Genomic DNA, 14,274 nt, shown 5'->3' with positions numbered 1-14,274 from the left:
CGCTCAGTCCCCCTTCGTCAAACGCGAGCGGAGCGCCTGGGCGGCGGTTCCGATGACCGCGTCCCACTTGCCGTCGCCGGCATAGCGGCGAAGGTCCGCTTCGTCGGCATCGGGGAGCAGGCTCTGCGCCGCGAGCAGGAAGGGCGCAAGGTCCGCGGCCAGCAGTTCGTGCAGTTGAGGATCGGTGGCGGCCCGATCGATCAAGGCAGCGAGATCGTCGCCGACAATCACCTCACCGGCGGCGGCGGGCTTCGTCACGAGCAGCTTCACTTTCTCGATGAAGAGATTGGGCGAGATCGAAGCGGCCACGGCGCGCGCGACGTCGCGCAGGTCCGCGGCGCTGTCGATGAGCGCGCCGGCGCTGTCGGTCTCGCCCGTCAGCACAAGCCGCGTAACGAGCGGCAATCCATCGCCGCCGTGCTGCCACGCTTCAAGAAGCGCCGAGCGCATGCGTTCCGCAATGCTATCGGCCGGCACGTCGGTACAGTCGATATCGACCGCGAGCCAGCGGATCACATCCAGATCCAATCGATCGATGGAGGAAACCTGACCATCCTCCACGGTGACGATCACCGCGCCCTTGGGGCCCGTCTCGCGGATCGTGCGACCCTGGATGTTGCCCGGGAAGACGACATGAGGCGCCTCGCACACGATCTCGTGTTGATGGACATGGCCGAGCGCCCAGTAGTCGTATTGCTTGGCTTTGAGATCATCCAGGCTGCAGGGCGCGTAATCGGCGTGGCCCTTCCGGCCTGCCAGCGCGGTGTGCAGCATCCCGATATTGAAGTGATGCTCCGCAGCGGCGGGATAGGACGGAACGAGATTGTCGGTGACAGCCGGTGTCGAGAAGCTCTGTCCGTGGACCGCGACCTGGAGCTCGGCAAGCAGATGGGTTTCCGGTCGGCGCGCGCTGAACAGGCGGACATTGGGCGGCCAGGGAATGCTGCGGGTGATGACGGAGGCGGCATCATGGTTGCCGGCGAGAAGGAACACCGGGATTTCGGCCCGATCCAGGCGGCCCATGGCGCGGGCGAAATAGAGGCCGGTGCTCATGTCCTTCCACTCACCGTCGAAGAGGTCGCCAGCGATCACGACGAAATCGACATCTTCGTCGATGGCGCGTTGTACCAGATTGTCGAAAGCCGCGCGGGTGGCTCCTCTTATGTCGTCCTCGGGCAGACCTTCATATCTCGACAGGCCATGGAGCGGGCTGTCGAGATGAATGTCGGCGGCATGCAGGAAACGAAAATCGCTCAAAACTCTTCCCCCCTCGAAAGCGGCGATATTCTCTGGGTCACCGCGATCCTCCGTTTGTGTAGTGCCCCATGGGAGAACACCCCCAACATGGCCGCAGAGCTATTGGCCATGCGTTCCGCACAGTCGCATGTATTGTAATCAGGGTTCCTCCGCCAGTTTCCCGACTCTTGCGAGGAAGAAACGCTCCCCCTCATAGCTCAAGTGATTTCATCTCGGCTGGCCGGTGCCTGTCGCCACCGACACTCCGGGATAATCCCAATTGCACGACGATGCGTGGATGGCGGATTCAGGAGATGTCATGACCCGCATCACGATTATCGATGGGCATCCCGACCCAAACGGGACCCGGTACGTTCATGCGCTTGCGGATGCCTATGCGGCGGGCGGCGAGGCGGCAGGCCATGAAGTGCGCCGGATCGAGATTGCAGAACTTGATTTCCCTATCTTGCGATCGGCCGGGGAGTGGCGGGACAATGCGCCCGCCGCCGCCATTCACAAGGCCCAGACAGACATTCGCTGGGCGAATCATGTGGTCATCCTTTACCCACTATGGCTCGGAGACGTTCCTGTGCTCAGAGGTCATTCAGTGTATTTATTGCGTTGCAGATGCCAGCGAGTCGGGGAAACTTCTCGGGACCGGAGAAGTTCATAGATCCGAGGCACAATTGAAACCTTAGGGGGTAATGTGCAACGCTTCATCCTGCACGAAAACTTGAAGAAATTCAGGGCCTGCCTGGGCGCAGACGTTGCCGACACCGAGCGCAGCTATCTGCTGCAGCAGATCCGTTCAATTCAACGCGAGCTTGCATTGCTCAACGCCGCCGCACTTGGCGTGCAGAGATATCCTATTGAATTTGGCGCGCTATCATCATGTGATCGGAGCCTTTTTCAACGCCTGACGGAGACCTCTACCCAGCCTACGATGATCATCGATCCGAGGGCTGGTATGCGAATCCTCGACGTCAACGATGCGCATACTGCCATCACCTATACCGAGCGCAGCAGAGTGGCCGGAGAAAGGCTCTTTGACGTCTTTCCGGATAATCCGGATCTTGAGGATGCAACCGGCGTCGCAGGCTTGTTTGATTCCATCCGCATCGCGGCACAGGGACGGCGCCAGCATGCCATGAAAGCACAGCGCTATGACCTGCGGGGTTCCGATGGCCGGTTTCTCGAGCGCTATTGGCAGACGGTGTCCGTTCCGATCCTGAATGACGAAGCGCAGCTGGTGTGCATTCTGCATCAAGCACGAGATGTCACCGAAACAGTCGGCACTGCGGGTTTCGTTGGTCATTGACACCCTCTAATGACGTCTCATCGGCGGTCAGCGCCGCTCTCACAGGAGAAGTCCGTCACATTCAGATTGTGAAGCATCGCGTAGCGGTGACGACGTTTACCTCGAGATCGGGGGGAGGGCGTGTCCAAAGCGGCGAGGATAGCTTCGCGAGTGGTGCGCCATTGGTATTCCGAAACTCGGGGCGGTTTCAGCCCACAGTGAGTTTCATGATTTCATGATGGGTAACTCGGCAAGGCTGTTTCTCAGGCGCAGCATGTCCCATGGCAGATGTTCGGCGATGGCAAGGCCAACCATATCCACTGCCGCGCCGATCTCTTTCAACAGGCGCACCACCTGGTCCAGCTGCATACGGCCTTGCTCTATTCCATCGAAGGCCCCCTCCGGCATGCCCGGCCTGTTGAACAGCAGCGGAGAAAAATGAGCCGGATCGAGGACATCGAGGTCGAAATGTACCGCAAGATGCGTGATTCCCTCGGTCTCGATCCAGTCGAGGATCGGCCGGCTGCTGTCAGCAAGGACGGCTGGCGGGATATGCCGGATGCCCAGTTCCTTCAGGATCAGGTCTTCATCCGCGTTCCATCCCTGCATGCCGGCGATCATCACACGCCGGGCGTCCAGCTTGCGGGGCACTTCTGCCGTGAAAGCCTCGTCGCCCCGGCCAAGCAGCAGGGCAAGCACATGGGCATGGGCGTGCGAAAACTCGGCAGCGCTCATCACGTCGGGATGGGCATCGAGCCAGAGAACGCCCAGCTTTTCACCATATCTGCGGCTTAGATACGCCATCGGCGCAAGATCGACCAGGCAGTCGCCGCCAAGCGTCACGATCCGATCGGGCGCATGCCGCTCGATGGCTTCGCGCGCCGCTCTTGCTTGAGACAAGAGGGCGGCGCACCACTTGATGCCACGGCTAACCGGCGGGGAGCTTCCGTCCGGTTCCGGAACCGCCACGGTTTCCTCGGGGCCGTCATGCGGCGGGGCAAGCCAGCGCAACAATTCGGAACCAAAGCTATAGGCGGGTTCATCGCCACCCTGCCATTGCGGCATGTTCAAACGGAGCGTCGTGGAGGTCACCGCAGATCATATTCTTTCGAGGCCGGAAGAGAAGACAATGTAGGTTGTCCGGCGGAAAAAAGCCACGCCCACGGGGCGCCCCGGGGTTCGAGAGGGAAGGGGGAGTGATGCTGGTGTCCGGGCTGATCCGGATGCCAGAAGGAGTTCCTCCGATGACCACGACCGTTAAGCTCTCGAAGCTTACGCTTTCTCCCATCAATGTCCGCAGGCGGCCCGACGACCTGCTGGAAATACCGCAGATGGCCGCCGATCTCGAAGCTCGCGGCGTACTCCAGAACCTGCTCGTCACGCCTGTGAAAAAGCCGCGCGGCACTTTCGAGGTCTTCGATGGCGGTCGCCGCCTGCGCGGTCTGCTCATGCTCGCCGAGCGCGGCACCATCGACCCTGAAACCTACGATGTTCCCGTCAAGGTTCTCGTCGGCGACGAGGCGACCCTGTCCGAGACCTCGACCGCGGCCAACTTCCATCAGCTCAAGATGACGCCTGCCGAGGAATGCCGCGCGTTCCAGTATTTCATCGGTCTCAATAATGATATCGACGGTGTCGCCAAGCGCTTCGGCCTCACCCGTCGGTTCGTCGAGGGCCGCCTGCGGCTCGCGACCCTGGCCGAGCCCATCTTCGAGGCGCTGAGCGAAGGCACCATCACGCTGGACGTCGCCAAGGCCTATGCCTCGACCGAAAACCAGGAGAAGCAGCTTCTCGTCTGGAACAGCTACGGCACCAGCTATGCCAATGCCGACACTATCCGCCGCGTCATCGCCAACGAAACGATGAAGTCGACCGATCCGGTCGCGATCCTGGTCGGCGAGGACCGCTATGCCGAGGCTGGCGGCAAGATCGACCGCGACCTTTTCAGCGACAGCGGCGACAAGTGGGTGAACCCCGAGATCGCGCAGCGGCTCGCCGCGGACATCATGGAAGCGGAAGCCAAGCGGATCGGCGAGGAACTCGGTCTCGCCTGGATCCGGCCGATTGCGTCGAACTACACGCATAGCGCGGCGACCGGCCTCTACCGGGTGATCCTGCCGCAGCCTGATTTCACCGAGGCGCAGCTGGCCCGCCTCGATGCGATTGCACAGCGGCAGGAAGCCATCGCCGAGGAGATGGATGACGAGACCATCGATGAGGATGCCTACAAGGCGCTCGACCAGGAATATGATGCCCTGTCCGAGGAAGAACACGCGCTCCACAACATCCCGCCGGTGCTGCCTGACGAGATCAAGCCGCTCGTCGGCGCGTTTCTCAAGCTGACGCCCAGAGGCGAGATGGTCCTCGACACCGAATATTATAGCGAGGAACCGGTCAGCATCGGCGGCGCTGATGAAAACGGCGAGGACGACCACGGCGATGGTGCCGGCGGTGGCGGTTCGACCGGCCCGGGCGGCAGCTACACGCCGCCTGCTCCGCCGCCCGAAGCGATCGCCCCGGGCGGCAAGCCGCTCAGCGCCCGGCTCTACGATGAGCTGGCGATGCAGCGGCGCGACGTGCTCGCAGCGACCCTGCTCAGCCATCCGGCCCTGGCGCTCGACTATGCGCTCTTCGTCATGATTGACGATCGCGCCAGCACGTTCAGCGCCTATGGCTCGACCATTCGCGCTCGCTCGCCGCAGGATCCGGTGAGTGGCGACCAGCCGACGACCCGCGCGCGGGGCTATCTCGCCGAAGCCCATGACGGGCTCGATGCGAGTTGGCTGGAGCACAAGTCCGAGGTCGACCGGTTCGAGGCGTTCCGGGCGCTCGACGACGACAGCAAGGCGGCCTGGCTCGCCTACATCGTGGCGATGTCGCTCGAAGCGAAGGCGAGCTACCGCGCCGAGCAGTGTCCGCTCCACAACCGGTTGGCGACGATCATGGATGTCGATGTCGCAAGCTGGTGGCGGCCGACATCCGAGAACTTCTTCGACCGCATCAGCAAGGGCTCGATCCTGACGCTGCTCGCCGATGTCGGCGGCGCGGCGCTGACCGCGCGCCACGCGACGATGAAGAAGTCGGAGATCTCGGAATCGTGCGCGAAGCTCTTCGCGGGCGAAGCGATCGTCGAGCCCGAGGTCCGGGACGCGGCGCTTGCCTGGGTGCCCGACGCCATGCGCTTCCTCGACAAGACCGAGGCGGACGATCTCGAACCCGCCGAAGGCGATCCTGAAGAGCAGGCGATCGTCGAGCCCGAGGATGCCGAAGAGGTTGGCGTGGCTGGCGTCGACGAGACAGTGTCCGGTGCCTGCGAAATCGAAGCGGAATCGCCCGATCAGGACGCTCTCGCGGCCTGACGCCGCTTTCTCCTGGATGCCTTGCCGCCGGCGCGTGGTCCCGTGCCGGCGGCCTTTTCCCCTTCCGCACGGAGAAGCGCCATGTCCCTTGCGAAACGCACGAGCCGCGATGTCGCCGCCGAAATCACCGACCTCATCATCCGCAAGCTCGAGGAGGGTGTTCCGCCCTGGTCGAGGCCCTGGCGGCTGAACGGGGCGGGCGGACGCCCGCTGCGTCATTGCGGCACGCCGTATCAGGGCATCAATACGCTTTATCTCTGGGCGCTCGGCGATGCCCAGGGTTATCGTTCGCGTTACTGGATGACCTGGCGCCAGGCGGAAACGCTAGGCGGGCACGTCCGCAAGGGTCAAACCGGCGCGCTTTCGGTTTATTATTCCTCGTTCAAGAAGCGTGAGGAGCACCCCGAAACCGGCAAGCAAGTGGAGCGGAGCATCCGGTTCCTGCGCCATTACATCGTGTTCAACGCCGATCAGATCGACGGTCTTCCAGCCTATTTCTACCCCTCTGACGAACCGGAGCAGCCTCTGATCCCGTCCGAGCGGCAGGCGGCGATCGACGCCTTCTTCACGGGAATCCCTGCCGACGTTCGCCATGGCGGAAACCAAGCCTACTTCACACCGACCTTCGATCATATCCAGCTGCCGAACCGAACGGCCTTCCGCAGCATGGATCACTATGCGTCCACGCGTTGCCACGAGACGGTTCACTGGTCGGGCCATTCCAGCCGACTCGCACGGACCTTCGGCAAGCGCTTCGGCGACAAGGCCTATGCGTTCGAAGAACTGGTCGCCGAGATCGGGGCGGGGCTCTGCTGTGCTGACCTTGGTCTGCCCAACGTCCTCCATGACAGTCATGCGAGCTATGTGGCGCATTGGCTCGGTTTTATGCTCACCTCGCCATAACTTCACCCACGAGCCGATGTAATCAGCGTGGCGAACGCTTGGCACAATCCCAAGCGCGGCGCAGACGAAGGCACCCGCCATTTCGGCGATCAATTCTTCGCGGCCATAGTCCTTGGAGCCGAAGCTGCCGGTCTGATCGCGGCCAAGTCGGGTAGCATGGCCAGTCCAATGGCCCAGTTCGTGAAAAGCCGTGCGATGCCAGTTGATCGGCTCATGGAAATCGTCGGGCCGCGGCACGGCGACATAGTCATGCCCCGGGCTGTAATAAGCGGACGGGCCACCGATGCGAAAATCGGCGCCCGTCGCGGCAATCAGTTCCTCGGCGTGCGGCAGGATCAGGCCATCCGGGATGGGCGGCGGTGGGAGACAGATATGTTCGGGCAAGTCGTCACACTGGTCGACCGAGAACACCGTGAAATGCTTGAGGAACGGAATCCCGCCACTGGTTGCGGTGCCTTCGGTATCCGCTCGGCGACGTTCGCTGCTGGGCACAAAGCGGCGGGTGTAGATGATACCGACACCGCGTTCGCCGCGACGCACCGAGCCCCCCAAGGCCGCAGCCTGCCGGAACGTCAGGAACGCATGGTTTGAGAAGCCTCGGGACACGACGGCATGCCAGAGGGTAAGCACATTGATGCCACTGTATCGACGGGAACTGACAGCATTGTGCGGCATGCCGATGCCGGCACTGGCCGTTCCCCAGGGCTGAACCCATGGGACGCGCCCAGCCTCGAGATCAGCGATGATCCGGTCGGTGATTTGCTGGTAAAGATTGATCCGCTCAGGGTTTGAGCGGGCAACATGTCGTTGCGTCATGGCAGGTCTCCGCGACGGACCCGCAGCGAGCCTCTCTCGCCGCTCTCAGCCCGTCACGGGGCCATCCCGTTCTCTTCCTCTCGCGGGGCGTTGCGGGGCGCCAGTCCCGCACGAAGGGGTCTGTTGAGACCGGACGGGCTCAGCAGCAGGGGAAGGCTTTCTCCACATGCGCTGGACCGATTTTATCGAGACATTTTAGGGTGGTTCGTGCCATGTTGGAAACGGGAGGCCTTCGATTGACCGAATTCACCTTTGTACATGCCGCTGATCTTCACCTCGACAGTCCATTACTTGGATTGGCAGGTAAATCTGCGGATTATGCCGCGCGCGTCGAGGCCGCGTCGCGTGAGGCCTTCGATAACCTGGTGGCCCTTGCGGTCGATGAGGGCTGCCGGTTCATGCTGTTGGCCGGTGACATTTTTGATGGCGATCTGCGTAACTTCCAGACGGGTCTTTACTTCATGGAGGGAATGCGCCGGCTGGACGAAGCTGGCATCTCGGTGTTCATGGTCCTTGGAAACCATGACTCCGCCAATCGTTTTGCCGACAAGCTGTCCCTTTCCGGCAATGTCCATGTCTTTCCTAAGACCAAGGCCGCCACACATCGTCTCGATGATGTCGGGGTCGCGATCCATGGGCGGAGCTTCCCCCGCCCGGACGTCTCCGAAGATCTGGCGCGCGAATATCCGGCAGCAACCGAAGCACTGTTCAATATCGGCGTTCTCCATACGGCCTGTGCGGGCAGCGAAGGTCTTCACGCCCGCTATGCGCCCTGCACGCCCGAGCAGCTCACCAATCATGGCTATGACTATTGGGCGCTAGGCCACGTCCACGCCCATGCCGTGCTCGGCGAGCACCCGCACATCGTCTATCCCGGCAATCTTCAGGGCCGACACCCACGAGAGACGGGGCCCAAGGGGGCCGTCCTGGTCAAAGTCAATGACGGCAGGGTCATCAGTCTCGAGCATCGCGCGCTGGATGTGGTGCGCTGGGCATCGATCACAGTTGATGTGTCGGGAACGAGCGAACACCCGGAGTTACTGGATCTCATTCGCGGCCATATCGCCCAAGGCGCAGAGCAGGCCGATGGACGGCCCCTTGCCCTGCGCCTGACCGTGACTGGAACGACACCGCTCCATTCCAGATTGATCCTCGAGCGCACCGCTTTCCGGGAGGACGTGGAAACACTGCTGGCAACGCTCTCGGATGACGTTTGGCTCGAAAAGCTGAGGTTGGAAACGGCCCATCCTGAAGCCCCGGACGCGGTCGATCCAACGGTGGCTGGAAAGCTTGATCAGGAAGTGACCCGCCTCAGCCAGGACAGCGCGATTGCGCAAGTTCTCGAAGCGCGGCTTGCAGAGATTCGGACGAAACTGCCCGCCGGCGCACATGCCGATGCATTCATTGAGCAGATGCGCGCCGAGATACCCGAACGCGCCGCAGCCCTTGCGCGCAGTCTAGTCAGCGAGGCTGGTCATGCGCCTGACTGAACTCAGCCTTGAGAAATATGGCGGCTGCGCCAGTCGCGAGCTCGCCATTCCTGAAACAGCGGGCCTCACGTTGGTCTACGGTGCCAATGAAGCGGGCAAGAGCACCTGTCTCGAGGCGATCAGCGACTTCCTGTTCTCGATCCCCAAGAATACCCAGCGTGGCAGTTTGTTCGGCTACGATGGCATGCGCATCGGGGCCACGATGTTAATGGCAGATGGTAGCACGGTGACGCTCAAGCGCCGCAAGGGCAACGGCAAGACACTGGCTGACCTGTCTGGAACGGCGCTCGATGACACCGTCCTTGCGCCGGTGCTGGGCGCCATCACACGAGAGCGGTTCGAAACCCTCTTTGGTCTGAACCACGAAACCTTGCGCAACGGCGGGGAGCGATTGCTTCACGCCGATGGCGACATCGGGCGTCTGATCGTCGAAGCAGGCGGCGGCTTGCGCACGCTGGTATCTCGCCTCGAAGGTATCGACGGCGAAGCGGACAAGCTCTTCGATACGAGGCGGTCGGTAAATCGTGTTTTCTACCAGCAGCTGACGGCATTCGAGGCAGCCGAGAAGACGGCACGCGGCGCGCAACTGACCCGAGAAACCTTTGAGCAGACGCGCAAGGCATCGCTCGCAGCCGCGGAAAAGCTCGAGGCCCTGCGATCAGAGAGGCGCAGCCTCGGCGCATCGACGTCCCGGCTGGAGCGCGTCCTGCGAGTCGTGCCCTATTTGCGTCAGCTGGCCAACTTTACACTGGATCTGGTCGGCTACGACGATGTCGCGTCCTTCCCGGATGATTTCGCGGCCAAGATGCGGACTGCTCTGGACCAGCGCAAAAAGGCTGAAACGCGGCTCGAAGGCGCGATCGAGCGGCGGGACCGCCTGAAGGCACGGCTTGATGCGCTGGTGGTGAATCCGGGTCTCAAAGCCGCCGAACAGCGGGTGCGTGATCTGAGCGAACGCGCCCTTCACGTCAGCAAGGCCCGGTCCGATCGTGCCAATCGTCAGCGCGAGATTGATGACGGCGAGGCTCAACTGGCGGCGCTGCGCCGGATGCTTGGCCTGCCGGCCGATGCGGACCTTGCACCACTGATCCCGGACCAGTCTGCCCTCAATCTTGTGCGCTCGGCTGCCGACGAGATGGTGGAGCGCCGTCCAAGTCTGGCTTCTGCCAGAAAGCGCCTTGGCGAACTGGCGGCTTCGCTTGCGACAATTGAAGATCGTTTGGAAGCGGCACGCCTGGCGGGGCATGATGCTCCGCCCGAGGCGTCGTCATCGGCCTTTGCCAGCCTTGCGGCTCAGAAGTCGGCGCACCAGGCACGTCAGCAGGCGCTGGAAACTGACAGCGCAACATTGACCGGACGGCTCAAGGCGCTTGGCTTCGATACCATCGATGCGCTTGCCACCCTGCCATGCCCCAGCGTTGACGATATTCGCAGTGAGCAGGCCGCGCGCGAGACATTGACCTCGCAGATCGAGGATCAGGCCAAGCTGAAGCGACAGGCCGAGCGCGAGATTCCAGCCGGTGAGGCTGAGATTGGCGCGCTTCAGGCATCCGGGACCATTGCAAGTGATGCCTCTCTTGCCGAGGCGCGCAGCCTGCGCGCCGATGCCTGGAGGCCGATAAAGACGGCATATGTCGCGGGACAGCTGCCCGATGACGGCGCTGCTCGCCTCGCTATTGCTGACGGTCTGGAAACGGCAATCGTGTCTGCAGACGAACTTGCCGATCGCCGCGCGGCAGAGGCAGAACGGGCTGCATCGCTCGCACTCGCGTTGCGGCGCGTCGCGGAGGCAAGGGCTGCGGTTACCGCGGCAGAGGCCGAGACGGCCGCGCTTGTCGCACAAGGCGAAGTGCGCATCGCGCAATGGGGGAACAGTTTTCCGCAAGTTCTGGTCAAACACCCGGAACTGGCGTCGCTGCTCCAATTTGCCCAGGCCCGACAATTGGTGCTGGATGAATCAGAACGCTTGCGGAATTCGGCAAATGCACTGGCTTTGGAAGAGGCCCAGCTTGCGCCGGCCGTTGAGCTGCTCGAGCGAATCGAACAGAGCCGCAAGCTCGATACCACATTGTCGTTCGCGGCCCGGGTCAGCGCGGTGCAAAACGCCATTTCCCGGCATGAACAAGCACATGCCGAGTATGCCAGGGACACGCGGGACCGGGAGGACTTGGCGCGGCAGCACAAGCTGGTTGAGGCGGAAGTGCAACAATTGACGGACGCACAGGCCGCCTGGGATGCGGCATGGCCTGCGGCAACAGGTGCGCTGGGGCTCAAACCCGACATTTCGCCGGCAGATGCCAACAGTGCGGTCACCGAATGGGTGGGCGCACGCGGTGTGCTTACGGCAATAGGGCAGGCCCGCCAGCGGCTAAAGCGCATGGACGACGACGAGACGAGCCTTGCGAAGGATGTCCGCAGCCTCGCGACCGAACTCGCCATCGAGATCGGCGAAGACTGTGTGGTTGCAGCGCAGATGGTGCTGGCCCGATTTACCGACAACGCAACAGCGCAAACGCAATATGACGGGGTACTGCCCGACTTTGAAGAGGCGAAGGTCGAGGCCGACCAGGCGCAAGAGGCCCTTGGCACCGCTCGGGAGGAGCTGGCTCGGCTCGCGGCTTCGGCAAAACTTGATGGCGGCGATGATGGGGCCCTTCTGGACGCAGCTTCACGGTGTGAAGCACGTATGGCTTTGTGCAATGAGATCGCTCTGGCGGAACGCACCGCGACGGACGTGGGCGACAAGCTTGATCTCGCTTCCTTGCGGGCGGAATGGGATGAACGCGACCTCGATGAGGTTCGCGCGGAACTGTCCGAGCAGACATCGCGTGCTAGCGAGATCGAGAGCGAAATCGAGGCAGCCATTCTCGCCGAGAAGGCGGCAAAGGACGACCTTGCTGCCTATCTGAGCCAGAGCGAGGTCAATCACGCCGTTGCCGAACGCGAAGCGGCGGCAGCGCAGATGCATCTCGCCCTCGAACGCTATCTCGAGCTATCGGTTGCGCGCGAATTGGTGACGTCGGCCATGGCAACGATCCGCGCAGAACAGCAAGATCCGCTCATTGCGCGGGCCGGGGAACTGTTCACGGCAACGACGCTCGGTGAGTTTGCCGGTATCGAAACCGATATCGATGACAAAGGCCATCCAGTCGTGGTTGGACGGCGAACCAATGGCGGTATCGCTGCGGTTGCCACCATGAGCGACGGCACCCGCGACCAGCTTTTCCTCGCCTTCCGGCTGGCAAGTCTTGAGAATTATGCCAGTGCGACTGAGCCGCTGCCCTTCATTGCGGACGACATTCTGGTGCATTTCGATGATGAGCGCAGCCGGTCCACGCTCGACCTGCTCGCCGAGTTTGGCAAGACCAACCAGGTCCTGCTGTTCACGCACCATCGCAGCGTCCGGGCCCTCGCCGAACCGCTGGCGCAACGAGGCCTTGCAAACATCATCGATCTGGATCGTGCGACATGAGGTCTGTGCGAACGGAGGCAAGGGTAGCGGCGCGTTTCGCCAAACCATTGGTCGGATTACGGTCCTCGCACGAATGCGGAACACTCGATCGAGAACCGCAACCCAACGGCCCTCTTCAATCTTTGCGAATCCGGTGACCTTTGCAGATAATCGATAACATCAATGTCCTCCTCGGAGATGAGCTGAAAAAGGACCTCAAGCGAGGGCAACGCCTTCGGATTGCCGCGTCCAGCTTTTCGATCTTTGCGTTCGAGGCTCTCCGTAAAGAGTTGCAGCAAATCGACGAACTGCAATTCCTGTTTACTGAGCAGACATTCACCGCAGAACGCGCAACCGACGGGAAAGCTCGCGAGCGCCGCGAATTCTTCATACCGAAGGCCAAGCGCGTCGCTGGGCTGACAGGATCTGAGTTTGAAATCCAGTTGCGCAACCAACTGACGCAGCGCGCTGTCGCGCGCGAGTGCGCGGAGTGGATTCGCAAAAAGGCGCGTTTCAAGTCGAATGCATCGAGCTCGCCTATGCAGCAATTCCTTTCGGCAGATGGCGCGGCAGGCGCGGTTGCCTACATGCCGCTATCGGGATTCACGGCTGTCGACCTTGGCTACGCTCGCGGCAATGCCGTCTCAAACTTCGTCAATCGGTTCGATGAGGCGTCTCACACGCAGAGCTATATTCAGCTGTTCGACACAATCTGGTCGGATCCGACCCGGGTCGAAGATGTAACCGATGCGATCTGCGATCACATTGCCTCGGTCTACCAGGAGAACTCCCCAGAGCGCATCTACTTCATTATGCTCTACAATATCTTCCATGCGTTTTTGGAAGACATTGACGAGGACGTCCTGCCGAACGACCGCACCGGCTATCAGGAGAGCCTGGTCTGGCAAAAGCTGTTCAACTACCAGCGCGACGCGGCAACCGGCATCATCAACAAGCTGGAAACCTATAATGGATGCATTCTCGCAGACAGCGTAGGCCTCGGCAAAACCTTCACCGCGCTTGCCGTCATCAAATATTACGAGCTGCGCAATCGCTCGGTTCTCGTGCTTTGCCCGAAGAAGCTGACGGACAACTGGCTCAACTACAGCACCAATCTCAAAACCAACCCCTTCGCCCGGGACCGATTCAACTATGATGTGCTGTGCCATACCGACTTGTCGCGGACATCGGGCACCTCGAACGGGATCCCGCTGAACCGGGTAAACTGGGGCAATTACGACCTCGTCGTCATCGACGAATCCCACAATTTCAGGAACAATGACGCCTTCAAGGAGAAGGAAACCCGTTATCAGAAGCTGATGAACCAGGTCATCCGGGCCGGGGTCAAAACCAAAGTCCTCATGCTGTCGGCGACCCCGGTCAACAACCGCTTCAATGACCTGCGCAACCAGCTGGCCCTCGCCTATGAAGGTCAATCCGACATTCTTTCCGAGAAGCTGAACACCACATCCAGCGTTGAGGAAATCTTCCGCAGAGCCCAGGCCGCGTTCAACCGCTGGTCGAAACTGCCTCCGGAACAACGGACCGCCGAAACAATCCTGACCGAGCTCGATTTCGACTTCTTCGAATTGCTCTGTTGATTTTCATTGAGAGTTGACCCGGTGTGGGGAGTAATTTCCACTGAGAAGTGACCCATGTTTGAACGCTTCCCTGTCTTTGGTGATCAGGGGATATTGGAGTGTTGGACATGGCGTTATTGAG

General features: G+C 61.5%; 9 protein-coding genes and 1 pseudogene. 7 read left to right on the top strand and 3 right to left on the bottom strand.

What is annotated here, in order from left to right; genetic code table 11:
• Positions 1–3: 3 nt before the first annotated feature.
• Positions 4–1,257 carry a metallophosphoesterase family protein gene (locus tag EQG66_RS13360; protein ID WP_020819392.1) on the bottom strand — a complete coding sequence of 418 codons (1,254 nt, stop codon included), beginning with the start codon at positions 1,255–1,257 and terminating at the stop codon, positions 4–6.
• A 277-nt stretch (positions 1,258–1,534) separates the two neighbouring features.
• On the opposite strand from EQG66_RS13360, the gene EQG66_RS13355 reads away from it, so the two are divergent.
• Together EQG66_RS13355 and EQG66_RS13350 are read left to right on the top strand one after the other, a co-directional pair.
• Entirely contained in the window at positions 1,535–1,909 is a 375-nt protein-coding gene (locus EQG66_RS13355; protein WP_328588205.1) for an NAD(P)H-dependent oxidoreductase, read from the top strand.
• Between the two features lie 33 nt (positions 1,910–1,942).
• On the top strand, positions 1,943–2,554 hold the full coding sequence (locus EQG66_RS13350) for a PAS domain-containing protein (protein WP_020819394.1): 612 nt from the start codon (positions 1,943–1,945) through the stop codon (positions 2,552–2,554).
• Between the two features lie 204 nt (positions 2,555–2,758).
• Here the strand turns inward: EQG66_RS13350 and EQG66_RS13345 are convergent, their stop codons facing one another.
• The gene (locus tag EQG66_RS13345) at positions 2,759–3,625 is read right to left on the bottom strand and encodes an arginase family protein (protein WP_021222983.1); all 867 of its coding nucleotides are present in this window, start codon (positions 3,623–3,625) and stop codon (positions 2,759–2,761) included.
• A 152-nt stretch (positions 3,626–3,777) separates the two neighbouring features.
• Here EQG66_RS13345 and EQG66_RS13340 point away from each other — a divergent pair, with 152 nt between their 5' ends.
• Together EQG66_RS13340 and EQG66_RS13335 are read left to right on the top strand one after the other, a co-directional pair.
• A complete protein-coding gene (locus EQG66_RS13340) occupies positions 3,778–5,892 on the top strand; it encodes a ParB/RepB/Spo0J family partition protein (RefSeq protein ID WP_020819396.1) in 2,115 nt (704 codons plus the stop codon).
• 81 nt (positions 5,893–5,973) lie between these two features.
• Positions 5,974–6,795, top strand: coding sequence for an ArdC family protein (locus EQG66_RS13335; RefSeq protein WP_129405078.1), 822 nt, complete (start codon positions 5,974–5,976; stop codon positions 6,793–6,795).
• Between the two features lie 42 nt (positions 6,796–6,837).
• Here EQG66_RS13335 and EQG66_RS13330 read toward each other — a convergent pair.
• Positions 6,838–7,611: pseudogene (locus EQG66_RS13330) on the bottom strand (ArdC family protein); the annotation flags it as partial.
• A gap of 236 nt (positions 7,612–7,847) precedes the next feature.
• On the opposite strand from EQG66_RS13330, the gene EQG66_RS13325 reads away from it, so the two are divergent.
• The 3 genes from EQG66_RS13325 to EQG66_RS13315 all read left to right on the top strand — a co-directional run bounded on the left by EQG66_RS13325 (position 7,848) and on the right by EQG66_RS13315 (position 14,153).
• Entirely contained in the window at positions 7,848–9,101 is a 1,254-nt protein-coding gene (locus EQG66_RS13325; protein ID WP_245988093.1) for a metallophosphoesterase family protein, read from the top strand.
• On the top strand, positions 9,088–12,573 hold the full coding sequence (locus EQG66_RS13320) for an ATP-binding protein (RefSeq protein ID WP_129405076.1): 3,486 nt from the start codon (positions 9,088–9,090) through the stop codon (positions 12,571–12,573). The genes EQG66_RS13325 and EQG66_RS13320 overlap by 14 nt, the downstream gene beginning before the upstream one ends.
• A 140-nt stretch (positions 12,574–12,713) precedes the next feature.
• A complete protein-coding gene (locus tag EQG66_RS13315) occupies positions 12,714–14,153 on the top strand; it encodes an SNF2-related protein (RefSeq protein WP_129405075.1) in 1,440 nt (479 codons plus the stop codon).
• Positions 14,154–14,274: the final 121 nt, after the last annotated feature.

Source organism: Sphingobium fluviale, assembly GCF_004122115.1.
In the GTDB taxonomy this organism is placed as follows: Bacteria; Pseudomonadota; Alphaproteobacteria; order Sphingomonadales; family Sphingomonadaceae; genus Sphingobium; species Sphingobium fluviale.
The sequence above is the reverse complement of the archived record's forward strand: the minus strand, read 5'-3'. Positions and strand labels throughout refer to the sequence as shown.

Excerpts from the sequence above, each read along its gene's own strand:
- EQG66_RS13355 (WP_328588205.1), top strand. The coding sequence starts at position 1,535 with ATGGCGGATTCAGGAGATGTCATGACCCGCATCACGATTATCGATGGG.
- EQG66_RS13340 (WP_020819396.1), top strand. The coding sequence starts at position 3,778 with ATGACCACGACCGTTAAGCTCTCGAAGCTTACGCTTTCTCCCATCAAT.
- EQG66_RS13335 (WP_129405078.1), top strand. The coding sequence starts at position 5,974 with ATGTCCCTTGCGAAACGCACGAGCCGCGATGTCGCCGCCGAAATCACC.
- EQG66_RS13320 (WP_129405076.1), top strand. The coding sequence starts at position 9,088 with ATGCGCCTGACTGAACTCAGCCTTGAGAAATATGGCGGCTGCGCCAGT.